Origin of the sequence: Mesorhizobium sp. IMUNJ 23232 (genome assembly GCF_044326205.1) — a bacterium.
Lineage (GTDB): Bacteria > Pseudomonadota > Alphaproteobacteria > Rhizobiales > Rhizobiaceae > Kumtagia.
This window is the reverse complement of sequence record NZ_JBIRCY010000050.1, coordinates 1-25,744: the sequence shown is the minus strand read 5'-3', so window position 1 is coordinate 25,744 and position 25,744 is coordinate 1. Positions and strand designations below refer to the sequence as shown.

Genomic DNA, 25,744 nt, shown 5'->3' with positions numbered 1-25,744 from the left:
CCTTACCTTCACCCCGTTTACGGGGAGGTCCGCAGGACGGCCCGAAGGGCCGGATGAGGGGCGGCGCCTCACCTTGCAACATTCGCACTACCCCCTCAGCACCGGACGCGTCAGGCAGGTCGGCCCGCCCTCGCAGGCAATGCACAGCGCATCGGCTTCAAAGGTCGCCACGGTGCAGCCGGCGGTCTCCATGGCCGCCTGCGTCTTCGGAAACCCCGCCACAGCGATCACCTCGCGTGGCGCGGTCGGCAGCACGTTGAGGCTTAGCCCGTGGGACGCGAAGAACTCGTCGGCATCGCCTTCGACCAGCCGGATGCCCTTGGCTTTCAGCATCTGGTAGAAGGCGGCTGGCAGCAACGGTGCGTAGACCAGCGCCAGATCGTCGGCCAGCGGGCTGATCACCGACATCAGATGCAGGCAGGCTTCCTCGCCGTGCCACAGCGGCAGGTCGAAACCATAAACGGAAATCCCGTGCGGCGACAAAAGGTTGGCGATCTGCTGGATGCCGTCCTGATTGGTGCGAACGCCGCGGCCGATCGCCAGCGTCGTGCGGTCCACCCAGACGCAGTCGCCGCCCTCCACCTTGCCGGGCGGCTCGATGCGGCCAAGCACCGGCACGCCGAGCCGCGCATAGGCGGCTTCATGCAGCGCCGGCTCCGGTTCGCGCAAAACCTTGCCCATGGAAAGGATGACGGCGCCATGGTCGGTCACAACAGACGGATCGTGGGTGAAGACGGAATCGGCGAGGCCATCCTCCGTGTCGTCCAGCCATTCGATATCAGCGCCCGAGTCGGCCACCAGGTTCGCCAGCGCGTCATGCTGGATCGCTGCCTTGGCGGGATCGAACCCTGGACCATAATGCCAGCGTTTTGCATCGGCTCCGCGCATGGCGGAAGATGCGCGGCGCATCAGCACCCGCTTCAATGCACCGGCCATGGACTGCGACCCGTAAATTTTCGCTGCGGCCACGTTCATGAAGTCCTGCTCCCAATCGCAAACGTCAGAAATATCCACGCGGCAACGTGGCCCGCAAGGGCCAGCACCGGCATTCGCCTTCGCGCTTGCGCCATTCGCGCGGATTTTCTCCGCCCGACGAAACGCTCTGGCGCTCCCGCAAAACGCAGCACGGCGGCCCGAAAACGGGGATGAAAAATGTGCATTTTTGAGGAAAGTTTTTTGGTGGAGCCGTTCTGACCGCGCCAACCCATTGAAATCGCTCGAAGGCGATTCTTCGGTGCGAGTGCCTTCTGAAAAATTTGCGCCAATCTCATCCCCGCCCTCGAAACCTGCCGCATAATCCTCCGCAGTTTCTCCCGCCGGGAACGCTTCCGGAGTCGTTCGTTAGTGGGGAGGAACCGGCGCCTCCGTCATGCTGCCGACGAAGCGGCATGGCCGGGGAGGTTTTGTCCGAAGGTTCCTCCCCCGACACTACGGTCGGGGCGCACTGGACGAGTGCTTAAGACCGGGCCAGCCGAGGCGAAAATGCCGGAGCCGGAGCAAGGCGAAGCGGAACGGGACGAGGCCAAAAATCGCCGGCGGGCGCGGAAGCTGCGCCGCATTCAATTCTCGTGAGGCAAGGCTTTTGCGCCCGCTTCCCGACTTCTCCCTCCGCGGCTGGGAGCGTTCTTTGACAATGGCCAGACTGCAAAAAGCAGGGCGTGGCGAGGATAAAACACGCTTTCCGACGATGGGTGATGGCGGGTTGACGGACACGATACGGAAAGTCCATGCTGCATTCGGGGAACAAAGCCAGGATTGCGTAACAAGTGCACCGGCGTTTCATGGTTGTATATGGGGGCGGTCGCTGATGACCGCGGTCAAGATCGACACGTCGACCGAATCGGACGGCAAGGCCGCCGCCGAGGCGATCCACATCGAGAATCTTCACAAGAAATTTGGCCCGTTGCATGTGCTGAAAGGCGTTTCGCTATCGGCCCGCGACGGCGAGGTGGTGGCCATTATCGGCGGCAGCGGCTCCGGCAAGTCGACGCTGCTGCGCTGCATCAACTGCCTGGAAAACCCGACCAGCGGCATCATCCGCGTCAATGGCGAGGAGATCAAACTCAAGCCGGACGGGCATGGCGGATCGGTTCCCGCCGACCGCCGCCAGATCGAGCGCATCCGCTCGAAGCTCGGCATGGTGTTCCAGAACTTCAACCTGTGGAGCCACATGACGCTGCTGGAGAACGTCATCGAGGTGCCGATCCATGTGCTCGGCGTCCCGCGCGACGAGGCGGTGGCGACAGCCGAAAAGCTGCTCGCCCGCGTCGGTCTCGCCGAAAAACGCGACGTCTATCCGTCCTTCATGTCCGGCGGCCAGCAGCAGCGCGGCGCGATCGCCCGGGCGCTCGCCATCCAGCCGCGCGTCATGCTGTTCGATGAGCCAACCTCTGCACTCGACCCCGAACTCGTCGGCGAGGTGCTGAAGGTCATAGGCGACCTGGCGAAAGAGGGCCGCACCATGGTGTTGGTCACCCACGAGATGAAGTTCGCGCGCCAGGTCGCGAGCCACGTCGTCTATCTCTACAACGGGCTGGTCGAGGAGGAAGGCCCCCCGGACCAGCTTTTCGGGGCGCCGAAATCGGAGCGCCTGAAACAGTTTCTCCGCAACATCCACTGAGCGGAGGAGAAGGGAACCAACAACAAAATGGGAGATATTTCGATATGAAAAAAATGTTGGCAGTCCTTGCCACGGTCGCTGGCCTGGCGCTTGGCGCAGGCTTGGCGCAGGCCGAAGAGGTCAAGGTCGGCTTCTCGCCCGAAGCCTATCCGCCCTTCTATTCGCAGGACGCCTCCGGCAACTGGGGCGGCTGGGAGGTCGAGATCATCAACGCCATCTGCGACGCGGAAAAGCTGACCTGCACGCTGACCCCCATCCCGTGGGACGGCCTGATCCCGGCGCTGACTTCCAAGAAGATCGACGCGATCATGAACTCCATGACGATCACCAACGAGCGCAAGAAGACGATCGACTTCTCCGACAAATATTATAACACCCCGACCGCCGTGATCGGCTCGAAGGGCCAGAAGTTCGATGCCTCGCCGGAAGGGCTGAAGGGCAAGATCATCGGCGTACAAGTGTCGACCGTGCACGCCGCCTACGCCAAGAAGCATTTCACCGAGGCCGCCGAAATCAAGGAATACCAGACCCAGGACGAGGCCAATCAGGATCTCGCCGCCGGCCGCATCGACGCTACCCAGGCAGACTCGATCGCGCTCGACGCTTTCCTGAAGTCAGACGGCGGCAAGGCATGCTGCGATCTCAAGGGTTATGTCGCGCCCGATGACGAGGTGCTCGGACCCGGCGTCGGCGCAGGTTTGCGCAAGGACGACGCGGCGCTGAAGGACAAGATCAACGCCGGCATCAAGGCGATCCGCGACAACGGCAAATACGACGAGATCACCAAGAAATATTTCGACTTCGACGTCTACGGCGCGGCGGCGCAGTCGAACTGATCTCACCATCGGCAAGGGACGCGGCCTGACCGGCCGCGTCCCTTGCGAAGCTCGGCGGGACAATTCGGGCATCAGGCGGGAGGGCAGCTTCTGCACGACGTTCTCACATCGCTCTTCGGCGCGAGCACGCTCGAAATGCTGTCGTTCGGCAGTGAGGGGCGTGGCGCCAGCCTGCTGTACGGGCTGCGGAATTCCGTCATCGTCGCCGTCGGCGCATTCAGCCTGGGGCTGCTGATCGGCATCTGCGGCGCCTATGGAAAACTCTATGGCGGTCCGGTCGTACGCGACCTGCTGGCGATCTACACGACGCTGGTCCGCGCCATCCCGGACCTGGTGCTGATCCTGATCATCTTCTATGCCGGCACCGACCTGATCAACCAGGCGCTCGCGGCGATCGGCTTTGGGCCGATCGACATTGGCGGCATTCCCGCCGGCATCGGTGTGCTCGGGGTTGTGCAAGGCGCCTATTCGACGGAAGTGCTGCGCGGCGCGATCCTCGGCATACCGCAGGGCCAGATCGAGGCGGCGCGCGCCTACGGCATGCCGCCCGGCCTGATGCTGCGGCGCATCACCCTCCCCGCCATGCTGCCCTTTGCCATCCCCGGGCTCGCCAATCTCTGGCTGATCGCCACCAAGGACACGGCGCTGCTGGCGCTTATCGGCGTCGACGAACTGACGCAGATGGCGCGCAACGCAGGCAGTGCGACAAAATCCTATCTCACCTTCTTCACGGCGGCCGGCGCGTTCTATCTCGCGCTGACGCTGCTCTCCAACGTCATCATCGCCCGCATCGAGCGCTGGGCGCGGCGCGGCATGCCCGCCATGGCCGGGGCGCATTGATGGCGGACACGGTGCTGGTCAACCGAACCCGATATCAGCGCGCGCTCGGCTGGTTGCAGCCGCATCGCATCGTGCTGATCCTGATCGCGCTGGCGATCGTGATCTATTGCATCTTCGCGCTGCGCTGGGACTGGCTGCCGAACTATCTAGGCCTCGCCGCGCAAGGCATCTGGCGAACCATCTGGCTGCTTGTCCTGTCCTGCGCGTTCGGCCTGGCTCTCGCCATACCGCTGGGTTTCGTGCAAGTGACAGGCCCGAAGATCCTCAGCGTGCCGGCACTGGTGTTCTGCACCATCATCCGCGGCACGCCGCTGCTGCTGCAACTCTGGCTGCTCTATTTCGGGCTCGGGGCGCTGTCTGCGCAGTACCCCTGGATCCGGGAGTCGTTCCTGTGGCCGATCCTGCGCCAGGCATGGCCTTACGGTTTGCTCGCTTTGACGCTCTCCTATGCCGGATACGAGGGCGAGGTGATGCGCGGCGCCTTCGCCGGCGTGCCGCGCGGCCAGCTTGAGGCCGGACGCGCCTTCGGCATGTCGCGTTTCACCATCTTCCGCCGCATCTGGCTGAAACAGGCAGTGAATCGGGCCTTGCCGACACTGGCCGGCGAAACGATCCTGCAGCTCAAGGCGACGCCGCTGGTGGCCACGATCACCATGATGGACATCTATGGTGTCGCATCGCGCGTCAGGCAGGAAACCTACATCATCTACGAACCGCTGTTGCTGCTGTCGCTCGTCTATCTGACGATCACCGGCATTCTCGTTCTGCTCCTGCGCAAGCTGGAGTCACGCATTCCCGTGAGGCTCGGATGACCACCGCAGACACCGTGACATTGACCCTCGACGACGCCCACAACCTGTGCGAAGCGGCGGCGGTGCGGGCTGGTGCTAATCCCGAACTGGCGCGGTCGATCGCCGAGGCAGCGGTGCGAGCCGAGGCGGAGGGCCAGGCATCCGTCGGCCTCGGGCATTTCCTTGACTATCTGGCATCGCTGCGCGAGGGCCGCATCGACGGCAAGGCCACGCCTCTAATCACCCGGCCGGCGCCGGCGATCATCCTGTCCGACGCCCGCAAGGGCGCGGCGCATCCGGGCTTCGACCGCGCCTTCGATGATCTCGTTGCCACGGCGAAAAGTTTTGGGCTGGCGCTGTTCGTACAGCGCAACGCCTATACCTGCGGCGCGCTGGGTCATTTCGCGGTGCGGCTGGCGGAGGCTGGCCTGGTCGGGCTGGCGGCCACCAACGGCCCAGCGCTGCTTGCAGGCTCCGGCTCGACAAAACCGGTCTATTGCACCAATCCGATGGCCTTCGCGGCACCCGTTGCCGGCGGCCCGCCGCTGCTCATTGATCAGTCTTCCAGCGCTACCGCTTTCGTCAATGTCCGCCAGGCCGCGCGCAATGGCCGTCCCATCCCGCCGGGCTGGGCGCTGGATAGCGAGGGCAACCCGACCACTGATCCCGAAAAGGCGATGGCTGGCGCGCTGCTCGCCTTTGGCGGCGCGCGCGGCGCCAATATCGCGCTGATGGTGGAGGTTCTGTCGGCCGGCCTGTCGGGCGCAAAATGGTCGCTCGACGCGCCCTCGATCTCAGAGGGCACCGAGAACCCCGGGACCGGTTTGTTCGTGCTGGCCATCGCTCCCAGCTTGCTCGATTCGGATTTTTCGGCGCGCATAGCGGGGCAACTCGAACGCTTGTCCGGCGAATACCGCGTGCACATTCCCGGGCCGGCCAAGGCGAGGGCTTCCGCTGCCGCCCAATTGTCCGGCATCACGGTGCCGAAAGCGGTCTACGAGCGCATTGCCGAATAGGCTGATGTTTCCCACGGCCGGCCGATCATTGCCATGCAGGGAAACCTCACTTCAGACATCAACTTATTGTCAAATGTAGTGAATTGACGAACGTTGTCCGGATTCGTTTGTTGCGGCAAAGCAACCGGAGCGATCCCCTGATGACCGACGCCGCCCATTCGTCCAGCCGCCTGATGATCCCGCCGCTGGGCAGAATCTATGCGTCGCTGCATGAGGGTGTCGAGACGCTGCTGCGGGTCGTCGCCGGCCTGGCCCTGGTGACGCATGGCGCGCCAAAAATCATGAATCCGTTCGGTGCGGCCGAGATGGTCGAGAAACTGGGTTTCTACCCCGGCGTTTTCTGGTCGCCGCTTTTGTCGGCGACCGAGTTCTTCGGCGGCATTTTTATCGCGCTGGGTTTCCTGACCCGCCCGGCCGCGGTCGCGGCAACGATCGTTCTGCTGGTCACGGTCTGGTTCCACTGGATCACGCTCAGCCAAGGTTATTCCGGCGCGGAAAAATCCATCCTGTGGGCGGCGATCTTCATCTTCTTCGCCGTGCGCGGCGCCAATCGCCACTCTGTCGACGCAAAACTCGGCCGCGAGTTCTGACGGCTTGCCGGCCGGCTGCGACACGAGGCGTGGCTGTTCAGGTTAAGGTGGCTCCCCAAGCCGCCTTGCCGCCGTTTCCGCAATCGCATCCGGCAGCGACAGGTTCCATTGCGCGGCGCAATAGGCACGAAAATCGAAGCAGGGAAGGCCGGGGCATACTTCGAACTCGATGAGATGCACCGTGTCGTCGGCCTCGACGCGGAAATCCATCGACAAGACGTCCTTGAGGCCAAGCCCCTGCATGAGGCCGCGCGCAATCTCGCGGATGCGTCGGTCGGCTGCGGGCTGGCTTGCCGCGACAGCGATGAGTTCCGGCTCCGCATAGGCGCCCTCCGCCTTAACGGCCGCAGCGGTATCGCCATAGAGCGCCATGGAGTCGGCCATGGTCTGAAAATCGGCCCCGGAGTCGACGAAAAACACCCCGAGCGCCTCGACGCCGACATTCGGATCGACGGCGAGGAAACTGGCGCGGACATTGCGGCCGGCGACATAGGGCTGGACGATGACGTCGTCGCGATAGGCCGAAAAGACGCGGCGGCTGATTTCCAGTGCCTCGTCCGGTTGTCGGCAGCGCGAATCCGGCCAGATGCCGATCTTGGCGCCAAGTCGGTTGGGTTTCGCGAAATAGCCGGTCGTCGAAACCGGCGGCACAATCAGCCAGTCGCCATTCCGCGCCAGTCCCGCCGGCGGCACCGGTATCCCGAGCGCAGAAAGCACCGCGCCGGAGCGGAACTTATCCTGGCAGAGCGCGAACAGCGAATCGTCGGCGCCAATCGTGCGTAGTCCGGCAAGCCGCGCCAGGGCCGGCGCCACGCCGCCGCGAAAATAGGCGATGCCGTCGGTCAGCGTCCAGACCAGCGTCGCCCTTGGATCGGCGCTGGCAAGCGCCAGGCCGGCGTCATCAAGCGCTGTTGGAATGAAACGAATACCGCGCCGGCCACAGGCTTCTGCGATCGCCCCGAATTCAAGCGCCAGATCGGTGCTCTGCGCGAGATAGGACGAAATCTCCAGCGCGTTGCGTTCCGAAAAACCTTGTGCGGCCAGCCGAGTGCGGCAGGCATCCTCCGGTTCGTAGACCAGCACGAGTTGCGGCAGCGGCATCAAGAAAATCCCCCAGGCGCCGGTCTACCGGCGATAGCGCGCGATCCGGTCCAGGAAGAAGGCGCGCGGCAGAATGGCTTTTTCGGCTCGGCCCGATTCCAGCCAAGGCGCGTTCCAAACTCCCATCCGCGATCAATCAGACTATCGGCTGCGCTTCCCCGGATCAGATAGGTGGATTTTCCCGCAGTCATCCCGGCTCAGATGGGCCTTTGGCCAAACACAGCATCCCAGGCCTTGGCCGCAGCAACGGCGCGCTCGCTTACAGCGGCGGCGCTCATGCCGGGTTTGTAGAGGCTGGAGCCCAGGCCGAAGGTGCGCACGCCGACCTTGGCATAAGCGGCGAAATCGGTGTCCGACACGCCACCCACCACGCCGACCGTCGTGTCCACCGGCAGAACGGCCTTGATCGCTGCGATGCCACCTGGCCCGAGCACGCTCGCCGGGAAGAATTTCAGGGCCGACGCACCAAGCTTGAGCGCCAGAAACGCTTCCGTCGGCGTGAACACGCCAGGCATCGTCACCAGGCCGCGTTTGGCCGCCTGCCGCATCACATCGGCATCGATGTTGGGGCTGACGAGCAGGCGTCCGCCGACGCCGTGCAGGCGATCGACTTCCTCGGCTTTCAGCACAGTGCCTGCGCCGACCAGCGCGGTGGCGGGCAGGTCGCGGACCAGTGTCTCGATCGAACGGAACGGATCGGGCGAATTGAGCGGAACCTCGATCGCCTCTATTCCGGCCTCGAAAACAACGGCGCCGATCTCGCCGGCCTCGTCGGCGCGCAACCCGCGCAGGATCGCCACCAGATTGCGCCGCAGGGCTGGAAATGTCTGGCTCATGCGGCGCCCTCCATCATCCCGAAATGCCTTGCAATATCGGCCAGTCCGGCGCGCACAGCGTCGTCGGCGTCGACGGTCTCGATGGTAAAACCGGCGAGGCCAAGCGCCGCCTCATAAAGCGCGTGCATGGCGCCGGATGCGATGAGCACGACCGGCCCGCCGTCGAGCGCGAACCGCGCCTTTGCCGCCGCAATCTCCGAGCCGATCAGCAGGCCCGACAGGGCCGCCGCTGCATCTGCCGGCTGAAGCCCGTGCAACAGCGTCGCCGCCCGGATGCGGAAAAGGAAGGTCTCCACCGGCGCTGGGCTGGACAGCGCATTCTTGCACCAGTCGAGGAAAGCCGGCCTGTCGGCGGCGACTTTCGTCTCAGTGCCGATCGAGTGGCTGAGGATCGATTGTGCCGACAGCACCGAGAACAGTTCGCCTGTCATGAAGGTCTGGAAACCGGTCACCGTCTTGTCGATCAGCTCGACCCATTTGGAATGTGTCCCGGGCATGCAGACGAGATGCCGTCCCGCGCCAAGGCGGGCCGCCGCGCCGGCGAGCTGCGTCTCCTCGCCACGCATTACGTCGGGCGTAGCAGCGTCGCGTTGCGCCAGGCCGGGCACGATGAAGATGTCGCGCTTCGTCCATGGCACGCTGACCGCCGCGCCGAAAATCTCGGCAAGTGAAACCGGCACGGTGGCGTAGGGCGCCTCGACCCAGCCCTGGCGGGAGCCGGCCATGCCGCAGATGATGACTGGCAAGCTTGCCGATGCACCCATCTCGCCAAGCTGCCGTTCCAGAATGTCCCCGAAGCGGTCAGGTTGGGCGGAGAGCAGGCCTTCGTCGCTCCGCCGCTCGGCAACGACATTGCCGGCGGCGTCGAGCAGCCAGACGCGCAGCCGCGTCGTGCCCCAGTCAGCGGCGGCAACGGCTGGTTTGCCGGCCTTGCTCACAGGAAACCACCGTCGACGATCATCGTCTGCGCCGTCAGCATGCGCGACGCGTCGGAGGCAAGGAACAGGCAGGGGCCGACCATGTCTTCCGGTTTCATCACTTCACGTATGCATTGCCGCGCGACATGCGCCGCCAGCGTCTCGTCCGTCACCCACAGGCTGCGCTGCCGCTCGGTGATGACCCAGCCCGGCGCCACCGCGTTGACGCGGATGTTCCATGGGCCGAGCTTGCCGGCCAGACCCTTGGTGAGGCCGATGATGCCGGCCTTGGCCGCCGTATAGGACGGCATGTCGGGATGGTTGATCAGGAAGGAAGTCGAGGTGAAGTTGATGATCGATCCTCGTCCCGCCGCCCGCATTCCCGGCGCTACCGCCTGTGCGGTGAAGAAATGCGGCCTGAGATTGATCGCCTGGTTCGTGTCCCAGTAGTCGACCGTCACATCGGCAATGTCATGCCGGTCGTCGAAGGCGGCGTTGTTGACCAGCACCGTTGCCGCGCCATGCGCCGTCTCGGCTTGCCGTATAGCGTCGCGCAGCGCCTCGATGTCGCGGAGGTCGCAGCGGATGAACAGTGGCGTCGCTTCGTAGGTCTTGCCGATGCGGTCGCGCAAAGCTTCGCTCGGCCCGTCCGCTATGTCGAGGAAAGCGACCTTCGCTCCCTGCGCCACAAAACCTTCGGTAAGCGCCGCGCCAATGCCGGAACCGCCGCCGGTGATCAGCACGGCCGCTCCCTCGAGATCGGCGTATCGGGCCGGATGCGACATGGAGAAAACTCTTCAGGCTGGAGAATGCGGGCAATGAATAGACCGGACGAGCGCCGCGCGCGACAGAAATCTTGCGGATTTTCGAATGCCTTCCGGCGTCTCAGGCAGGCTCTAGGCCCTTCGGGAGGCGGCGATGAGCGGAGCGCCCCGGATAGAATCACGCAGGACGCCAAGCGTCGTCTCGGCATTGGCGGGACGGCCGAATAGATAGCCCTGGCCGCCCCTGCAGCCGAATTCGGTGAGCCGCGCCGCCTGCCCTTCCTTCTCGATTCCCTCCGCGACCGCTTCCATGCCGAGGCCCTCGCACATGGAAAGAATGGCGCGGATGATGTGTTCCGACGGCCGGTCGTCGAGGATGGACGCGATGAAGCTGCGGTCGATCTTCAGCTTGTCGAAATGGAACTCGCGCAAGCGGCCGAGCGACGACAGGCCGGTGCCGAAATCGTCGAGCGACACGCGTATGCCGCAGCGCCGCAGATCCTCGACGATCTTGCCGGCCGACACCGGATCGTTCATCAGGCCGGTCTCGGTGATCTCGATTTCCAGCCGGCGCGGGTCGAAGCCCGTGCGGTCAAGGATGGCGAGGATATGCAGGCCGGTATTCTGGTCGACCAGTTGCGACGGCGACAGGTTGAAGGACAGGAAAAGGTCAGTGGGCCAGTTGCGCGCCGCTTCGGTTGCCTTGCGCAACACGAGTTGCGAGAGCGGGCCGATGATGCCGCGCTCCTCGGCGATGGGGATGAAGATGCTGGGCGAAATCCCGCCGAGATCACGATCGGTCCAGCGCGCCAAGGTCTCGAAACCGCGGATCTGTCGGGTTTCGAGATCGATGATCGGCTGAAAGTGCGGTTCCACCTCGCCGGCCGAGACGGCGCGCCGCAAGGCCTGTTCGATATGGGTGACGCGCTTGGCGGCGGCCTCCATCTCGCGCGTATAGACGACCACCTTGCCGCGGTCGGAACGCTTGGCGTGGTATAGCGCGGTCTCGGCCTTGTCGACGAGGATCTCTGTGGTCTCGTCTCCGGAATAGAACAGCGAACATCCGACCGAAGCGGAGAGCCGCGCCGTGCGGTCGCCGACATCGTAGGGCGCGGACAGGATCTCGATCAGCATGCGCGCGCGGGCGGCGGCGGCTTCTTCGGAGAACACCATCGGATAGAGGAAGGCGAATTCGTCCGAGCCGACACGCGCCACGGTCGAACCCGCATCCATCGACGCGCGCAGCCGCATCGCCACCTGGACCAGAATCTCGTCGCCGGCCTTGCGGCCGAACAGATCGTTGATCGGCTTGAATCCGTCGAGATCGAGGATGCCGACCGTGAACGGCGCCGGGTCGTCTGCCCTGTCGCTGATCAGCCGGTCGATCTTGTCGAAGAATCGCCGATGATTGCCCAGCCCGGTCAGTGGATCGGTGAAAGCCAGATCAGCCCCTTCGCTGCGGTCCGGGCCTTGGGCGAAGGACGGCTGCATTAAAATTCCCATGCAATGCACTCTTTGCATGGCAATCGTGGCAGCAAATCATTGATGAAACGTGTCGCCGCGGTGCCGAATCGATGAGTTGTTAGAATCGCGCGACTGCCGGTTCAGTGAACGCGGTAAAGGACGAGCGGCAGGCCGAGCGTTTCCGGTATCGGCTCCAACCACGACGGCACGTTGCCCTTGACGATTTCCGCCATCAGGCCGTTGGGCGCCCATTCCACCAAGGAGCCGGTTTCGCCATTGCCCGGACAGAAGGCGAGCAGGCCAATCTTCTCGCGCCGCATGACGGCATGCGCCTCTTCAGGCGCTCCCATGAAGGCGTCGAGCACCGCGACATTGCCGGCATTGTTGCGATGATACGGCCCCGCGAGCACGCGATGAGGCGTTGTCGCGATCATCGGTGCGCCAAGATTGGAGATGGTCAACACGGTGGTCGGTGGCTGCTGCGCCAGGACGGCATAGGTCGCGTCGGCGGTGCAGGTCGTCTCGCCGCCTCCCGCGTCTTGAGCGACGGCATTGTGTTTCGGTGCGATCACATTGGCGATCGCATGCGAGCCGGTGCTCCACACCAGCGTCAGCGAGACCAGCCAGGCGCAGACCATCTTGAGAGTCGCCTTCGCGGTGCGCTGCTGCGCCCCGCGCCGCGCGGCGGCCACCAGGGCTGCCAACGGGATTATTGCAAACGGCAGCGAAAAGCTGGTGCCGCGTATCTGCCAGACGCTGACCGCCGTCGCCGCGACCAGGAAAGCGAGGAGCATGAATTCGGCGCGTCGCGCGCCGTCCCGCAGCACCATCGCGACCAGAACGCCCATGGCGATGAGAGGCGTCACGTAGTTCTGGGCAATGTTCGCTGGCTGCAATTCAACGACGCGCCACAAAGGCTGTGCCTCTGTGACAGAGTCCAGCCAGAAATCGCGCATTCTCTGGTCGAGTTCGGCATAGGGATCGCCGAAACATTGCGGCGCAAGTAGGATAGCGGTGATGCCTATCGCCAGTCCCAGCACCACGAGACCAGCAAGCCGCGCCGGCATGCCCTTCGAGAAGGTGATCGCGGCAGTCGCTGCAAGCCCAAGCCCACCAAGAATGGCGACTACGCTGAGCCGCGCAGAGTAAGCGTCGCATTGCGCGATCCACCACGAGGGCGGTGGCACGGTAGCGATGAGCGCGACAGCCGCCGCACCAGCAAAACCCAGGCCGAAGCCCGTCGCCGTGCTGGCGTATTTCTCCCGCGTGAACAACAGCGTGGCCGCCGCGCAGGCGCCCGCCACGGCGACATAGGGCGCGGTCTCCATGCCGACCGCCAGCATGATCGCCGCGCAAACGCCACTGCCCGCCGCCCTGCGCCATCCCGGCGCCAGAAGCAGCGTCACCATGGCAACCGCAAGCACGAGCTGGAGATTGTGGTGGTCGAGCGCGCGGGCGGTGAACAGGCCCATGGCGTTCAGCGTGATGGCGCCGATCACCAGCGCCGGCATCATCGTGTCCGGACCGGCGAGCAGCCGCGACGCCCGCATGAGCAGGAACAGCGCCGCGACGCTGAGCAGCGCCGGCCAGACGATCTCGGCGGCCATCTCGCCCGCCGCCATGCTGCCGGTCAGCGCAGCCACCGCCAGCATGATCGCGCCGACCGGCGCGTCGACGATGCGCGACCAGTGCATGACGAAGCCGCCTTCCGGGCCCATGCGATACTGGTGCAGGTCGAACCACGGCTGCCCGCCCAGCCAGTCGCTGATCTGCGCCAGGCGCATCATGCCGTCGTTGTCGCCGCCGGAATCGAACAGCGTCGGGAAGCCCGCCGCGGCCTGCGCGGCGACGAGCAATACCGCCGCGAGCAGGCTCGCCCCGAGGTCGGCCTTCCAGCCTTCGAGATGCGACGGCCGCGTGACGGCAAGCGTTGTTGCGGTGGCCACCAACAGGGTTCCTGGTGAATTCTCTCGGATCGAATGCTAGCGGTTGCGCTTCAAGAATTCGTAAAGCGGCGGGGTCTCTGCCCGCCGATCAGCTTGGATCCGCCCGCCTGGGAAACACCCAGAGGGAGGACAGGACGTAACTCGCCGCGCTGGCGACGATGGTGACGGCCACCGACATCACAAACGGCGATCCGCCGAACCCGTCGACGGCGACGTGAGCGACAAGGCCTGAGATCAGCGCGCAGCCAAGTTGGACGGCGAGATAGCGCGGCAAGGCGTGGGAATGGTCGTGCATGCCGCCAAAAGTCCAGCCGTGCTGGCATGTATAGGCGACGGCGAAGGCTATGGCATAGGCGGCGACGCTGCCTGCGAAGGGCGCCATGCCAAGGCGCACGAACAGGTAAGACAGCGCGAAAAGCAGCGCCGCCGCGCCTACGCCGACGGTGACGAAACGCACCAGCCTGAGGCGGAGCGCGGAACGCAGCAGGTCCGTCACGCGCCCTGCGCCGCCTGACGCTTCAGCGCCGGCGCGACCTTGTCGCGGACCACCGGGATTTCCAGCACGCCGAGTAGGAAGGCCGAGAAGAAACCCTGCAGCCCGATGACGATAAGGGTCAAGCCCAGCACTACGATGCGCGGAATTTCCGAATCGAACAGCGGCCCGAAATTGAGCTTGCCCCAGCAGATCAGCGCGTAGACGAAGAAACCGGCGCCGGCGAAGAAGCAGATGGCGGCGTCGAGCGCCAGCCGGTCCGTGCTGATCGATCGCATCAGCCAGTCGGACCATGCCGTTCTCGGCAGGATGCCAGTGAGGTCGGCATAGTAGCGCGACAGCACGCCGAAGCTGACGAGCTGGACGCCTGTGACGATCATGAAGCAGGCTGCCAGGAACGTGTTGAGATCGAGCTCCATCGTGCTGTTGAGCTGCAACGGCCCGAAGAACAGCACCGCCGCCAACAGCACGCCGAGGCCGCACAGGCTGAGGCCCGGAATGACGAACAGCCAGCGCGGATTATACATCAGCAGGAATTTTAGATGCCGCCAGCCGTCGCGCCAGGTGCGCAGATGCGGCGGGCGGCTGCGGCCGTCCGGCTTCAGCGTGGTCGGCACTTCCTCGATGCGCAGGCCGGCCAGCGCGCTGCGCACCACCATCTCGCTGGCGAATTCCATGCCGGTCGTGCGCAGGTCGAGTTCACGGATGCGTGCCGTGTTGAAGCCGCGTAGCCCGCAATGGAAGTCGCCGGTGCCGATACGGAAGAACAGCCGGCCGATGAAGGAGAGAACGGGGTTGCCGAGATAGCGATGCAGCGGCGGCATGGCGCCGGGCTCGATGCCGCCCCGGAAGCGGTTGCCCATCACCAGTTCCGCGCCGCTGCGCAGCCGCGTCACGAAAGCGTCGAGCGCGCTGAAATCGTAGGAATCGTCGGCATCGCCCATGATGATGAAACGGCCGCGCGCCGCGGCAATCCCGCCCAGCAATGCCGCGCCGTAGCCCTTCTGCGGCACGGGAACGACGCGCGCGCCGAGCCCCTTGGCGATGTCTTGCGAGCCGTCGATGCTGCCATTGTCGGCGATCAGCACCTCGCCGGATATGCCTGCGCCGATCAGATAGGCGCGCGCCTTGCCGATGCAGGTAGCGAGAGTCTCAGCCTCGTTGAGGCAGGGCATGAGGATGGTCAGTTCCAGTTCCGCAGGGTCTTCGAACTGGGCGTGATCTTCGCGCCGCTTGGCCGCGACTGCATTCATGGCGGTGTCCACTCCATCCGTTCCACATTCGGCCTTCGCGTTGCATCGCCGCGTCCGCCGTTGAGACGGACCTAAGCACAGAGTGATTGGCGTCCTGTTAATTCTTTGCCTCAACTTCGCATTTCGTTTCGTTCAGAAGCGGCGTCAGGCTTTTGGGGTGTACTGCGCGGGCTTTTGTGCTGCCGAAGTCGAATTGACAGGATTTCGCCGGCTGACATCATCGCAGCGGGGGGGCAAAAACCAGCGACTTAACCCCAGCATCGGCGCGGCTAGCGCCGGGAGGAAACCATGAGGAAAATGATGACGGCTGCCCTGGCGGGCGCCGCGTTCACGGCGTCGCTTGTCGGATTTGCCGCCGCACAGGAAGACAATGACTGGATCGGCACCTGGACAGCCAGCGCTCAACCGGCCTGGGAGGCGGATTTCGCCGTGCCGCTCGGCATGCAGGCTAATCTCTGGAACCACACGATCAGGCAGGTTGCGCGCGTCAGCATCGGCGGCGACAAGGTCCGCATCATCGTGTCCAACGAATACGGCAAGCTGCCGCTCAAGATCGGCGCCGCACAGATCGGCGTCACCAAGGATGGCGCCGCGATCCAGCCGGGCACTGGCAAGGCCCTGACGTTCAGCGGCAGCCCATCAATCACCATTCCGCCGGGCGCGCCGGTCATCAGCGATCCGGTTGACCTGAAGGTGGAGCCGCTTTCGGAGCTCTCTGTCAGCCTGTTCTTCCCGGAAAGCGCGCCGGCAACGACCATGCATTGGGACGGCCATCAGACTGCTTTCATCGCCGCCGGCAACAAGGTCGCGGACGAAGAGCTGAAAGCCGATTCCACGCAGACGCAGCGCGCCTTCCTGACGGGCATCATGGTCGAGGCCCCTGACGATGCCAGCGCCATCGTGCTGTTCGGCGATTCCATCACCGATGGCGACGGCTCGACCGTCGACGGCAACGACCGCTGGCCGGACACGCTGGCCGAACGGCTGGCGCAGGCGGGCGGCGCACCGGTCGCCGTGCTCAACCAGGGAATTTCGGGAGCCAAGGTTCTGAGCGACCGCATGGGCGTCAACGCCCTGGCGCGCTTCGACCGTGACGTGCTCAACCAGCCGAATGCCGACACCGTCGTCTTGATGATGGGCATAAACGACATCGGCTGGCCGGGCTCGGGCCTGGCCCTGCATGATCCCGAGCCGACCGCTGAGGACATCATCGCCGGATACCGGCAGCTCATCGCGCGCGCCCACGCGGACGGCATGCGCATCATCGGCGCGACGCTGACGCCGTTCGGCGATTCCTTCGCCGGGACGCCGTTCGAAGGTTATTATACGCCCGAGAAGGAGAAGATCCGGCTTGCCGTCAACGAATTCATCCGCAACAGCAAGGAGTTCGACGGCGTCATCGATTTCGACAAGGTCGTCGTCGACCCGCAAAAGCCCGGCTATATCAAGCCGGAATTCGACAAGGGTGACCACCTGCATCCGAATGCGGCGGGTTATGACGCCATGGCCAATTCGATCGACCTCAAACTTCTCACAGGAGAATAGGTCTTGCGGCGGCGTTTCGCCGTTGGCGAGACGCCGCCGGCCTTGCGTCCGAACGTTTGCGCTGTCCTGCTTCCAGCCAAGGCTGGCCGATTGGCAGGATGACCCGGACGCGATACATGCGGTGCCGATACGGGCAACGCAACGCGGAAGGGCCTCATGCCGCTCAAGATCGCCGTCCAGATGGATCATGTGTCGACGGTGAACATCGCCGGCGACACCAGCTTCGCCCTTTCGCTGGAAGCGCAGCGGCGCGGCCACTCGCTCTTCCACTACACGCCCGACCGGCTGACGCTGGCCGGCGGCAAGGTGTTTGCGCGCATCGAGGAGATGACCGTGCGCGACGAGAAGGGCAGCCATTTCACGCTCGGCGACCCGGTCAGGACCGATTTGTCGGAGATGGATGTCATCCTGCTCCGGCAGGACCCGCCTTTCGACATGAACTACATCACCACGACGCATATTCTCGAGCGCATCCATCCGAAGACGCTGGTGGTCAACGATCCGGCCTGGGTGCGCAACAGCCCGGAAAAGATATTCGTCACCGAATTCCCGGACCTGATGCCGGAAACGCTGATCACCAAGGACCCGCAGGAGGTGGCGGCCTTCCGCAGGCAGCATGGCGACATCATCATCAAGCCGCTGTACGGCAATGGCGGCGCCGGCATTTTTCATCTGCACGAGGCCGACCGCAACCTCGCCTCGCTGCTCGAAATGTTTGCCCAGATGTTCCGCGAGCCCTTCATCGTGCAACGCTATCTGAAGGACGTGCGCAAGGGCGACAAGCGCATCATCCTGATCGACGGCGAAGTGGCGGGCGCCATCAATCGCGTGCCGGCCGAACATGACAGCCGCTCCAACATGCATGTCGGCGGCCGCGCCGAGAAGACCGAACTCACCAACCAGGAACGCGAGATCTGCGCCCGTATCGGCCCGTCGTTGAAAGAGCGCGGTTTCATCCTGGTCGGCATCGACGTGATCGGCGGCTACATGACCGAGATCAACGTCACTTCGCCGACCGGGGTGCGCGAAGTGAAGCGTTTCGGCGGCGCCGATATCGCCGCCCTGTTCTGGGACGCGGTGGAAGCGAAACTGGCCTGAACAAACACGCCACGAAAGGCGTCGTTCATCCGGAACAATGTTCTTGTAATGTTCTTGATGAAATAAAAAATCTGTGCTTCACTCCTCTCGCGCGGGCCAGGGCTCTTCATCCGCGCATCGGAGAAGCTACATGGTCGCGCGCGTACGCACGGTGGCGTTCCAGGGCATTGAGGCGGTTCCCGTCGACGTGCAGGTGATGATCGCGCCGGGAAAACCGAACATCCACATCGTCGGGCTTCCCGACAAGGCGGTGGCCGAAAGCCGCGAGCGGGTGCAGGCGGCGCTGCACGCATCCGGCCTGTCAATGCCGGCCAAGAAAGTGACTGTCAATCTGGCGCCCGCCGACCTTCCGAAGGAGGGCAGCCATTACGACCTGCCTATTGCACTCGGCCTGATGGCCGCGCTCGGCGCGGTGCCGGGCGATGCGCTGTCGGGATACGTCGTGCTCGGCGAACTGTCGCTCGACGGCACCATAGCCTCAGTTGCCGGCACGCTGCCGGCGGCAATCGGGGCCAACGCCGACGGCAAGGGCCTGATTTGCCCATCGGCTTGCGGCTCCGAAGCCGCATGGGCCGGCGAAGAGATCGAGATCCTTGCACCGCGCAGCCTTGTCGCCATCGCCAACCATTTTCGTGGCACGCAGGTGCTGGCGCGGCCAGAGGCGAAGGTGCATGTGCCGGCCGACAATCTGCCGGACCTTGCCGACATCAAGGGCCAGGAGACGGCGCGGCGGGCGCTGGAGGTTGCGGCCGCCGGTGGACATAATCTCTTGATGATCGGCCCGCCCGGCTCGGGAAAATCCATGCTGGCGCAACGGCTCCCATCGATCCTGCCGCCGCTGTCGCCGAAGGAGCTTCTCGAAGTGTCGATGGTGGCCTCGATCGCCGGCGAGCTTGCGGGCGGACGGCTGACCAACCGCCGGCCGTTCCGCGCCCCGCATCATTCCGCCTCGATGGCGGCGATGGTCGGCGGCGGCCTGCGCGTGCGCCCCGGTGAGGTGTCACTGGCGCATCATGGCGTTCTTTTCCTCGACGAATTCCCGGAATTCTCTCCGGTCGTGCTGGATTCGCTGCGCCAGCCGATCGAGGCCGGCGAATGCGTGATCGCGCGCGCCAACACCCGCGTCACCTATCCGGCGCGGATGCAACTGATCGCCGCGATGAACCCGTGCCGCTGCGGCATGTCCGGCGAACCGGGGTTCCGCTGCGCGCGCGGCGACCGCTGCCGCACCGAGTATCAGGGGCGGATTTCCGGGCCGCTGCTCGACCGCATCGATCTGCGGATCGAGGTTCCGGCGGTCAGCGCGAGCGACCTGATCCGGCCGGCGAAGTCAGAAGCGAGCGCCGACGTCGCCAGGCGTGTCGCCGCCGCGCGGACGATCCAGCGCCGGCGCTTCGAGGAGATCGGCGCGTCGATCACCACGAATGCCCATTGCCCTACAGCACTGGTCGAGGAGATCGCCCGGCCCGACGCCGCTGGCGAAGCGCTGTTGCGCGACGCCAGCGAGAAGCTGGGTTTCTCGGCGAGAGCCTATCATCGGGTGCTGAAGGTGGCGCGCACGCTGGCCGACCTGGACGAGAGCGAGACCGTCCGCCGCATCCATCTCGCCGAAGCGATTTCCTACCGCATCGCCGCGGAGAGACTGGCGCAGGCGGCGTAGGCGACTATGTCCGGGACCTGCCTAATCTAGCGCTTGGGCAGACCGGCGCGGATAGAAGCCGGGATGATCGTTGGAGCGATATGGAATGATCGGCGTGGCGACCGATCAACTATTGCACAGAGCCGACCAGCGGAGCGGAGCCTTCGCGGATGGTCACCCAGCGGCCGGTATGGTTCGAAGCCTGCCGCTTGAGGAAACGATAGCCGGTCTGGCTCCAGTCGCGGACCGAATTGGTGAGGTTGTCGAGGACGAAGTCGCCCTTGTCGGTGCGCACGGTCAGCACTGCATGGCCCTCGCCGTCCGGCTTGCGCACGACCGTCACCAGTAGGTTCGCCAGCGACAGGCCGCGCTGCTGCAACTCGCGGCGCTTCTCCAGCACATAGTCCTCGCAGTCGCCGACACCCTTGTCCGGATAGGCCCAGACCTCGTCCTTGCCGTAGATGTCGAGGTCGTTCATCGGCTTGACGACCGCGTTCACGGTTGCGTTGACGCTGACCAATTGGCTCCACAACGCGCCGGACATGCGCTCCGGCCCGCGGTCGCGCGGGCGGATCGAACACTCGGCCGGATTGACCTTGCAGAATTCGTAGTGGCCGATCGGCTGCGAGGTGAGGCCGCCGGTGATCATGGGCTGGGAGGCAAAGGCATTGCCGGCAGACAGCGCACCGGTCGCCGAAGCCACCAGCATGCCGATGCGCATCATCGTGCGCCGCGTCCGCGGAGAGGATTGCATAGCCCACTCGCCCTTTGTCGTTAACAAAACGTTAAGGTCGATTTGCCGGCCAAGTCAATTCATATGGGAGAACAGTTTCGCGTGATGGTTACCGCCGGGGTATATGCGCGACGAATCTGCAACAGGCAGCGAGACTTGGCTGCTCGTAAAGCGGGCAGAAGCCGCCCTTCGACCCTGCCGATCAGCCAGGATGCAGGTGCGAAGGGAATCAGGCCTTGGCGGTGCTGACGAGGCGCGGCCGGAGCGGCACGCGGTTGTCCTTGCCGTAGCTCGACATGAAGTCGACGATGCGCGGCAGGATCTCGGCGCGGAAGCGCGAGCCGTTGAAGACGCCGTAGTGGCCGACGGCCGGCTGCATGTAGTGGGCGCGCATGTCGTCCGGGATGTTGACACAGAGGTCGTGCGCTGCCTGGGTCTGGCCGAGACCGGAAATGTCGTCATTCTCGCCCTCGACGGTGAGCAGGGCGATGTTGCGGATCGCCGCCGGGTCGACGGGCGTGCCGCGATGCGTCATCTCGCCCTTCGGCAGAGCATGCCGGACGAACACGGTGTCCACCGTCTGCAGATAGAACTCGGCGGTCAGATCCATCACCGCCAGGTATTCATCGTAGAAGTCACGGTGCTTCTCGGCGCTGTCGCCGTCGTTTTTGACCAGATGCATGAAGAACTGCTTGTGCGCCGTGATGTGGCGGTCGAGGTTCATGCTCATGAACCCCGAAAGCTGCAGGAAACCCGGATAGACGTCGCGCATGACGCCAGGCGCCGGCCACGGCACCGGCATGATCACATTCTCGCGGAACCAGTCGATGCCCTTCTCCTGGGCGAGCAGATTGACGACGGTCGGGTTGCGGCGCGTGTCGATCGGGCCGCCCATAAGCGTCATGGTCGAAGGAGCGTAGCGGTCGCCGCGCGCTTCCATCAGCGCCGCGGCTGCAAGCACCGGCACGGAAGGCTGGCACACCGCCATCACATGTGTGTTCGGCCCGAGCATGTGCAGCATGTCGACGATGTAGTCGATATAATCGTCGAGATCGAAGCGGCCTGCAGCGGCCGGCACCATGCGGGCATCGGTCCAGTCGGTGATATGAACGTCGGCATGCGGCAGCATGGCGTCCACGGTCCCGCGCAGCAGCGTCGCGTAGTGGCCGGACATCGGCGCCACGATCAGCAGCTTGGGGTCGTTTTTGCGCCGCGCCGGCAGGTCGCGCACGAAATGGATCAGGTTGCAGAAGGGACGCGACCAGACAACCTTCTCGGCCACCGCAACCGGCTTCCAATCGACGACCGTCTTTTCGATATTGAAAGCGGGCTTGCCATAGCGGCGGGTGGTGCGCTCGAAAAGCTCTGCCATCCCCGCCACAGAGCGCCCGAACGCCGTCAGCGACAGCGGGTTTATGGGATTGGAATAGAACAGCCGAACCGCATCCGCATAGGCCCGATAGGGCTGCATCGCGGCGTGGCTCATCTCATACATCTGATAGAACATGCAACAACCCCTCTGCCGCGCGGACGGCGCGGCAACCCGCCCATCGTTAGACAACGAAGTTAACGATCTATTGTTGCGATGCAATAGATGCGCCTGCGAGAGGTGGTCTCATCCTTTGGTCCAAGATCACGGCCGGGAAATGGGGTACCCGATCGGGCTCAGACCCCCTCGACCAGCACGATCTCGCCCTCGGCGTATTTCTGCCGGATCACCTTGGCTGCCTGGTATTCCGGTGAGTGGTAGCAGTCATGGGCGGCTTGAAGCGACGCGAATTCGATCACCACATTGCGGCCCCGCCCAGGGCCTTCCGCCAGTTCGTGGGCGCCACCGCGCGCCAGCATTTTTGCGCCATGTTTGTCGAAGGCAAGTTTCGACGCGGCGACATAGGCCTTGTAGCCTTCGGCATCGCGCACATCGACGCGGGCGATCCAGTATCCCTTGGGCATTTTTCCTCCGTGATCTCTGCGCCGAAGTCGCCGCTCAGGCGGCTTGTCCAGCCGCCGCCATCTCGGCGATGATCGCCTGGGCCGCGTCGCGTCGGTCCGGCGCGGCGATGATCGGGCGGGCGACGACAAGGTGGCTGGCGCCGGCCCGGATCGCATCCCCGGGCGCGACCACGCGCTTCTGGTCGCCATGCTCGGCTCCGGCCGGCCGTATGCCGGGCGTCACCACAGCCATATCCGGCCCGACGATCTTGCGTGCGGCGGCGGCCTCGCCGGCGGAGCAGACGATGCCACCCATGCCGGCAATGCGGGCCTGCTCGGCGCGGCGCAGCACCAGCGTGTGCGGGTCGTATTCGTAACCGGCGTCGATCAGGTCCTGCTCGTCCATGGAGGTCAGCACGGTGACTGCCAGCAGGCAGAGCGGCGTGCCGCGCGCCGCCTCGACGGCCGCCCGCATCGCTTTCGGATAAGCGTGCAGCGTCAGCATGGTCATGCCCATCCTGGCGATGTTCTCGACGCCTTTCGCCACGGTGTTGTCGATGTCGAGCAGCTTCATGTCGAGGAAGACACTCTTGCCCGACTCGACCAGTTCGCGGGCAAAGGCCAGACCGCCGGCGAAGGCGAGCTGGTAGCCGATCTTATAGAAGGAAACCACGCCGTCGAGGTCGCGCACGACCGCTTGCGCCGTCCTCAGGTCCGGCACGTCGAGCCCGACGATCAGGCGCTTGGCGATATCGTCATGCGGCATCGAAGACTCCGTCGAAGCTCTCCATTGGTGTCCAGTCGCAGAGAAGCGCGCGGTCGACAAGACGAAATGCGAATATGTTGCCGCCCCCGGCCGGTTGGTCTTCGCTGCGGGAGATCGACCGTCCGGCGAGCCGGCATTTGAGCAGCGTGCCGACTGCGCCATGTCCGACGAAGAGAACCGGCAGTACCGGGTCATGGGCATCGAGGATGCGATCGACGGCACGGGTGATTCGTGCCGAGGCGTCGGTTGCGCGTTCCCAGCCGTCCCAGGAAACCTCGGGTTCAGCGAAGAACCGGTCGGCGGCCGCCTCGAATGCTTGCGGTTCGAGAAATCCAGTCGAGGACCGGTCATTCTCGCCAAGATTAGCATGGGTCTCGATGTCGAGATCGAGCCGACTTGCAATGATGACTGCCGTTTCGGCCGCCTTGCGTTCCTCGCTGGCGACTATCCGCCGGACGGATCCGACCCATGTGCGCCTGGCCAATGCCTCCGTGCGGTCCAGCCCTCTCGCCGAAAGCCCCCACAGCGGCAGGGGAACGCTCCGGTCGATTTCGACCTGCGGATGGGTGAGGTAATAGGCGATCAATGCTGGTAGCGGCCCGACAGCATCACCGCGCGTTCGATCAGCGCGCGGCAGAGCCGCTGCATGCCATTGCGCAGCCGCTCTTCCCGGAAGTCGCCATGATCGTCAAAGGCATCTCCGCCATGTGGAACCGAAACTTGCTGCGGGATCACCTCCATCTGGATATGCGACAGCACGGCGCGTAGATGGTTGGCGCTGCGGATGCCGGCGAAATGGCCTTCGGAGGACGAGCAGATCGCCACGACCTTGCCGGGCAGCGGCCGCAGCGCGATGCCGCGATCCTTGCGCACCCGGCTGATCCAGTCGATCGTGTTCTTCACGAGAGGCGGCATCGAGCCGTTATATTCCGGCGTGGCGATCAGAATTCCGTCGTGATCGATGAACAATCGGGCCAGCTTCACGGCGTTTTCCGGAACGCCTTTTTCCGCTTCCAGGTCCTGATCCATGATCGGCAGCGGATAGTCGGTAAGCGAGATGCGGGTCACTTCCGCGCCCTGCAGCGCGAGTTCCTTCATCGCCGCGTCGGCCGTCTTGCCGCTATAGGCGCCAGTGCGGATCGAGCCGGCGAACACGAGAATTTTCGGATTCAACGGTGTCCGCGCCCCGGCCGCGTATCAAAGCCGTTCATCAATTGCCGCGGCCCCGCCGATAGACCCACAATTGCGTGGGCGGGATGTTGCGGATGACAAAGTCGAAATGTTTGACGCTGTAGTTGCCAAGGCCAGGCGGCACAGGCGATTTCGGCCCATAGGTCAGCTGGATGATCGGCCGCCCATCCGGAATGCGGTCGAGCAGATCCTCGATATAGGCGACGCGCTGTTGCACCGGGAAATTGAGCAGCGGCACGCCCGAGACGACGCTGTCGAAACGCTTCGGCGCATCCTCGCCCAGCGTCGCGTCGAGGTCGAAGGCGTCGCCTTCGATTACGTTGACGCCCGGGAAATTGCGCCTGAGATGACGAACGAAGTCCGGAGAATATTCGACGGCGTAGAGCTTCGCGGCAGGCAAACCGCGCCCCAGTATGGCGCGGGTGATCACGCCGGTTCCGGGCCCGATCTCCAGCACCGGCAGGCCGGAAGAAATGTCGACGACCGACGCCATGCGTTTTGCGGTGATCGAGCTGGTAGGGATGATCGACCCGACAGCCTTTGGCTTGTCGATCCAGCCCTTGAAAAAGCGAAGCTCGTCGTCGAACTTCTCGGCCAGTGCCTTGCGCAACTCCGATCCGCGTCGCATGGGCCAGACTCCCTGTCGCTTTCGGGGATCAATAGCAGCCTGACTCCCCATTGCAAGGGCGTTGGTGCATGGATCTGGCTCGGGTCCATCACGATCCCTGCCGGTCCAGCATGACGTGGATCCTGCGATAGCCGAACCGCCGGCGCTCCGCCGCCACAGCCTTCATCGCCACGCGCAAGGGAGCATCGTCCAGAAGGGCGCCGGTGCGGCGCACCGTAGAACGGCCGATCTTCAAAGCCTGACACGCCCGACGCTAGCTCATCCCGTGCATCTCGCAGGCATGAGGTGAGCTTGCGAACGCTTTCCGCTTGGCATCGGGCGCCACCATTGTTTGCGGCGATGTACTTCAGAATCGCGTTGTCGAGCATCTGCTCGGCCAGCGGCTTCGCAGAGCCCGCTCAAAAGCGGGCAGGAGGGGCGCTTGACGTTTCGTTAGCTCATCGACATCGCAGCTATGCTTGCGCTGCGGCGAAAGGCCGGGCCGAAAACGCAACACCGGCTGCAAATATGGATATGCAGAAAATTTGCAAACGCGCTGTTGACACGCCGAGTGGGCGTCGCCTATATGCGCCACACCAACGACGGCGGTGACGCTGCTGGCGACGAAGAAGTTTGCTTCTGTGTTTCGCATAGTTGGACGAAATCAAGAGAGCCGCGTAAGCGACACTCGGACGGCCCGGAGCCAAAAGCACAACGGGCCACGATCTTGCGTTTTGCGAGGTCTGTTCTTTGAAAACTGAAGATT

At 64.4% G+C, this 25,744-nt stretch carries 26 protein-coding genes; 9 read left to right on the top strand and 17 right to left on the bottom strand.

Annotated elements, in window-relative coordinates; translation table 11 throughout:
• Nucleotides 1–87: 87 nt before the first annotated feature.
• Complete coding sequence (locus ACH196_RS28415) at nt 88–936, bottom strand: dimethylarginine dimethylaminohydrolase family protein (RefSeq protein WP_396650237.1); 849 nt, start codon at nt 934–936, stop codon at nt 88–90.
• An 871-nt stretch (nt 937–1,807) separates the two neighbouring features.
• On the opposite strand from ACH196_RS28415, the gene ACH196_RS28410 reads away from it, so the two are divergent.
• The 6 genes from ACH196_RS28410 to ACH196_RS28385 all read left to right on the top strand — a co-directional run bounded on the left by ACH196_RS28410 (nt 1,808) and on the right by ACH196_RS28385 (nt 6,693).
• Nucleotides 1,808–2,620: an ABC transporter ATP-binding protein gene (locus ACH196_RS28410; protein ID WP_396650209.1), complete on the top strand. Its 813-nt coding sequence runs from the start codon at nt 1,808–1,810 to the stop codon at nt 2,618–2,620.
• A 44-nt stretch (nt 2,621–2,664) separates the two neighbouring features.
• Complete coding sequence (locus ACH196_RS28405; protein WP_396650208.1) at nt 2,665–3,456, top strand: transporter substrate-binding domain-containing protein; 792 nt, start codon at nt 2,665–2,667, stop codon at nt 3,454–3,456.
• 135 nt (nt 3,457–3,591) lie between these two features.
• Nucleotides 3,592–4,296 carry an ABC transporter permease gene (locus tag ACH196_RS28400; RefSeq protein WP_396650236.1) on the top strand — a complete coding sequence of 235 codons (705 nt, stop codon included), beginning with the start codon at nt 3,592–3,594 and terminating at the stop codon, nt 4,294–4,296.
• Complete coding sequence (locus ACH196_RS28395) at nt 4,296–5,108, top strand: ABC transporter permease (protein ID WP_396650207.1); 813 nt, start codon at nt 4,296–4,298, stop codon at nt 5,106–5,108. The genes ACH196_RS28400 and ACH196_RS28395 overlap by 1 nt, the downstream gene beginning before the upstream one ends.
• Nucleotides 5,105–6,103 (top strand): Ldh family oxidoreductase, encoded by a 999-nt coding sequence (locus tag ACH196_RS28390; RefSeq protein ID WP_396650206.1) that lies wholly within the window; start codon nt 5,105–5,107, stop codon nt 6,101–6,103. The genes ACH196_RS28395 and ACH196_RS28390 overlap by 4 nt, the downstream gene beginning before the upstream one ends.
• 140 nt (nt 6,104–6,243) lie before the next feature.
• Entirely contained in the window at nt 6,244–6,693 is a 450-nt protein-coding gene (locus ACH196_RS28385; RefSeq protein WP_396650205.1) for a DoxX family protein, read from the top strand.
• A gap of 42 nt (nt 6,694–6,735) precedes the next feature.
• Here ACH196_RS28385 and ACH196_RS28380 read toward each other — a convergent pair whose 3' ends face one another.
• From ACH196_RS28380 to ACH196_RS28345, 8 genes are all read right to left on the bottom strand, one after another.
• Nucleotides 6,736–7,794: a D-alanine:D-lactate ligase-like protein gene (locus ACH196_RS28380; protein ID WP_396650204.1), complete on the bottom strand. Its 1,059-nt coding sequence runs from the start codon at nt 7,792–7,794 to the stop codon at nt 6,736–6,738.
• 197 nt (nt 7,795–7,991) lie between these two features.
• The gene (locus ACH196_RS28375) at nt 7,992–8,630 is read right to left on the bottom strand and encodes a 2-dehydro-3-deoxy-6-phosphogalactonate aldolase (protein WP_396650203.1); all 639 of its coding nucleotides are present in this window, start codon (nt 8,628–8,630) and stop codon (nt 7,992–7,994) included.
• A complete protein-coding gene (locus ACH196_RS28370; protein ID WP_396650202.1) occupies nt 8,627–9,568 on the bottom strand; it encodes a 2-dehydro-3-deoxygalactonokinase in 942 nt (313 codons plus the stop codon). The genes ACH196_RS28375 and ACH196_RS28370 overlap by 4 nt, the downstream gene beginning before the upstream one ends.
• Nucleotides 9,565–10,332 (bottom strand): SDR family NAD(P)-dependent oxidoreductase, encoded by a 768-nt coding sequence (locus ACH196_RS28365; protein WP_396650201.1) that lies wholly within the window; start codon nt 10,330–10,332, stop codon nt 9,565–9,567. Before ACH196_RS28365 ends, ACH196_RS28370 begins: the two co-directional genes overlap by 4 nt.
• A 111-nt stretch (nt 10,333–10,443) precedes the next feature.
• Nucleotides 10,444–11,802, bottom strand: coding sequence for a putative bifunctional diguanylate cyclase/phosphodiesterase (locus ACH196_RS28360; RefSeq protein ID WP_396650235.1), 1,359 nt, complete (start codon nt 11,800–11,802; stop codon nt 10,444–10,446).
• Between the two features lie 113 nt (nt 11,803–11,915).
• On the bottom strand, nt 11,916–13,721 hold the full coding sequence (locus ACH196_RS28355) for a GtrA family protein (RefSeq protein ID WP_396650200.1): 1,806 nt from the start codon (nt 13,719–13,721) through the stop codon (nt 11,916–11,918).
• Nucleotides 13,722–13,809: 88 nt separating this feature from the next.
• Nucleotides 13,810–14,217 carry a GtrA family protein gene (locus ACH196_RS28350; protein WP_396650199.1) on the bottom strand — a complete coding sequence of 136 codons (408 nt, stop codon included), beginning with the start codon at nt 14,215–14,217 and terminating at the stop codon, nt 13,810–13,812.
• Entirely contained in the window at nt 14,214–15,467 is a 1,254-nt protein-coding gene (locus ACH196_RS28345; RefSeq protein WP_396650198.1) for a glycosyltransferase family 2 protein, read from the bottom strand. Before ACH196_RS28345 ends, ACH196_RS28350 begins: the two co-directional genes overlap by 4 nt.
• A 288-nt stretch (nt 15,468–15,755) precedes the next feature.
• On the opposite strand from ACH196_RS28345, the gene ACH196_RS28340 reads away from it, so the two are divergent.
• The 3 genes from ACH196_RS28340 to ACH196_RS28330 all read left to right on the top strand — a co-directional run bounded on the left by ACH196_RS28340 (nt 15,756) and on the right by ACH196_RS28330 (nt 19,770).
• Entirely contained in the window at nt 15,756–17,012 is a 1,257-nt protein-coding gene (locus ACH196_RS28340) for an SGNH/GDSL hydrolase family protein (RefSeq protein WP_396650197.1), read from the top strand.
• 156 nt (nt 17,013–17,168) lie between these two features.
• Nucleotides 17,169–18,110 (top strand): glutathione synthase, encoded by a 942-nt coding sequence (gshB, locus tag ACH196_RS28335; RefSeq protein WP_396650196.1) that lies wholly within the window; start codon nt 17,169–17,171, stop codon nt 18,108–18,110.
• Between the two features lie 130 nt (nt 18,111–18,240).
• Nucleotides 18,241–19,770, top strand: a complete 1,530-nt coding sequence (locus ACH196_RS28330; RefSeq protein ID WP_396650195.1) for a YifB family Mg chelatase-like AAA ATPase — start codon at nt 18,241–18,243, stop codon at nt 19,768–19,770.
• Between the two features lie 109 nt (nt 19,771–19,879).
• On the opposite strand, the gene ACH196_RS28325 is transcribed toward ACH196_RS28330, so the two are convergent.
• The 8 genes from ACH196_RS28325 to ACH196_RS28290 form a co-directional block, all read right to left on the bottom strand.
• Nucleotides 19,880–20,503 (bottom strand): transglutaminase-like cysteine peptidase, encoded by a 624-nt coding sequence (locus ACH196_RS28325; protein ID WP_396650194.1) that lies wholly within the window; start codon nt 20,501–20,503, stop codon nt 19,880–19,882.
• A 208-nt stretch (nt 20,504–20,711) separates the two neighbouring features.
• Nucleotides 20,712–21,989 carry a polyhydroxyalkanoate depolymerase gene (locus ACH196_RS28320; protein WP_396650193.1) on the bottom strand — a complete coding sequence of 426 codons (1,278 nt, stop codon included), beginning with the start codon at nt 21,987–21,989 and terminating at the stop codon, nt 20,712–20,714.
• A gap of 158 nt (nt 21,990–22,147) precedes the next feature.
• On the bottom strand, nt 22,148–22,435 hold the full coding sequence (locus ACH196_RS28315; protein ID WP_396650192.1) for a DUF1330 domain-containing protein: 288 nt from the start codon (nt 22,433–22,435) through the stop codon (nt 22,148–22,150).
• 34 nt (nt 22,436–22,469) lie between these two features.
• A complete protein-coding gene (pyrF, locus tag ACH196_RS28310) occupies nt 22,470–23,180 on the bottom strand; it encodes an orotidine-5'-phosphate decarboxylase (RefSeq protein WP_396650191.1) in 711 nt (236 codons plus the stop codon).
• Nucleotides 23,170–23,766, bottom strand: a complete 597-nt coding sequence (locus tag ACH196_RS28305) for a histidine phosphatase family protein (RefSeq protein ID WP_396650190.1) — start codon at nt 23,764–23,766, stop codon at nt 23,170–23,172. Before ACH196_RS28305 ends, pyrF begins: the two co-directional genes overlap by 11 nt.
• A complete protein-coding gene (locus ACH196_RS28300) occupies nt 23,763–24,353 on the bottom strand; it encodes an NADPH-dependent FMN reductase (protein ID WP_396650189.1) in 591 nt (196 codons plus the stop codon). The genes ACH196_RS28305 and ACH196_RS28300 overlap by 4 nt, the downstream gene beginning before the upstream one ends.
• Before the next feature lie 37 nt (nt 24,354–24,390).
• Nucleotides 24,391–24,999, bottom strand: a complete 609-nt coding sequence (gene pmtA, locus ACH196_RS28295) for a phospholipid N-methyltransferase PmtA (protein ID WP_396650188.1) — start codon at nt 24,997–24,999, stop codon at nt 24,391–24,393.
• Between the two features lie 88 nt (nt 25,000–25,087).
• The gene (locus ACH196_RS28290) at nt 25,088–25,234 is read right to left on the bottom strand and encodes a hypothetical protein (protein WP_396650187.1); all 147 of its coding nucleotides are present in this window, start codon (nt 25,232–25,234) and stop codon (nt 25,088–25,090) included.
• Between the last annotated feature and the right edge of the window lie 510 nt (nt 25,235–25,744).

Coding starts and splice junctions, on each gene's coding strand:
- ACH196_RS28415 (WP_396650237.1), bottom strand. CDS start 936: ATGGCCGGTGCATTGAAGCGGGTGCTGATGCGCCGCGCATCTTCCGCC.
- ACH196_RS28410 (WP_396650209.1), top strand. CDS start 1,808: ATGACCGCGGTCAAGATCGACACGTCGACCGAATCGGACGGCAAGGCC.
- ACH196_RS28405 (WP_396650208.1), top strand. CDS start 2,665: ATGAAAAAAATGTTGGCAGTCCTTGCCACGGTCGCTGGCCTGGCGCTT.
- ACH196_RS28400 (WP_396650236.1), top strand. CDS start 3,592: ATGCTGTCGTTCGGCAGTGAGGGGCGTGGCGCCAGCCTGCTGTACGGG.
- ACH196_RS28395 (WP_396650207.1), top strand. CDS start 4,296: ATGGCGGACACGGTGCTGGTCAACCGAACCCGATATCAGCGCGCGCTC.
- ACH196_RS28390 (WP_396650206.1), top strand. CDS start 5,105: ATGACCACCGCAGACACCGTGACATTGACCCTCGACGACGCCCACAAC.
- ACH196_RS28385 (WP_396650205.1), top strand. CDS start 6,244: ATGACCGACGCCGCCCATTCGTCCAGCCGCCTGATGATCCCGCCGCTG.
- ACH196_RS28380 (WP_396650204.1), bottom strand. CDS start 7,794: ATGCCGCTGCCGCAACTCGTGCTGGTCTACGAACCGGAGGATGCCTGC.
- ACH196_RS28375 (WP_396650203.1), bottom strand. CDS start 8,630: ATGAGCCAGACATTTCCAGCCCTGCGGCGCAATCTGGTGGCGATCCTG.
- ACH196_RS28365 (WP_396650201.1), bottom strand. CDS start 10,332: ATGTCGCATCCGGCCCGATACGCCGATCTCGAGGGAGCGGCCGTGCTG.
- ACH196_RS28360 (WP_396650235.1), bottom strand. CDS start 11,802: ATGCAGCCGTCCTTCGCCCAAGGCCCGGACCGCAGCGAAGGGGCTGAT.
- ACH196_RS28345 (WP_396650198.1), bottom strand. CDS start 15,467: ATGAATGCAGTCGCGGCCAAGCGGCGCGAAGATCACGCCCAGTTCGAA.
- ACH196_RS28340 (WP_396650197.1), top strand. CDS start 15,756: ATGAGGAAAATGATGACGGCTGCCCTGGCGGGCGCCGCGTTCACGGCG.
- gshB (WP_396650196.1), top strand. CDS start 17,169: ATGCCGCTCAAGATCGCCGTCCAGATGGATCATGTGTCGACGGTGAAC.
- ACH196_RS28330 (WP_396650195.1), top strand. CDS start 18,241: ATGGTCGCGCGCGTACGCACGGTGGCGTTCCAGGGCATTGAGGCGGTT.
- ACH196_RS28325 (WP_396650194.1), bottom strand. CDS start 20,503: ATGCAATCCTCTCCGCGGACGCGGCGCACGATGATGCGCATCGGCATG.
- ACH196_RS28320 (WP_396650193.1), bottom strand. CDS start 21,989: ATGTTCTATCAGATGTATGAGATGAGCCACGCCGCGATGCAGCCCTAT.
- ACH196_RS28315 (WP_396650192.1), bottom strand. CDS start 22,435: ATGCCCAAGGGATACTGGATCGCCCGCGTCGATGTGCGCGATGCCGAA.
- pyrF (WP_396650191.1), bottom strand. CDS start 23,180: ATGCCGCATGACGATATCGCCAAGCGCCTGATCGTCGGGCTCGACGTG.
- pmtA (WP_396650188.1), bottom strand. CDS start 24,999: ATGCGACGCGGATCGGAGTTGCGCAAGGCACTGGCCGAGAAGTTCGAC.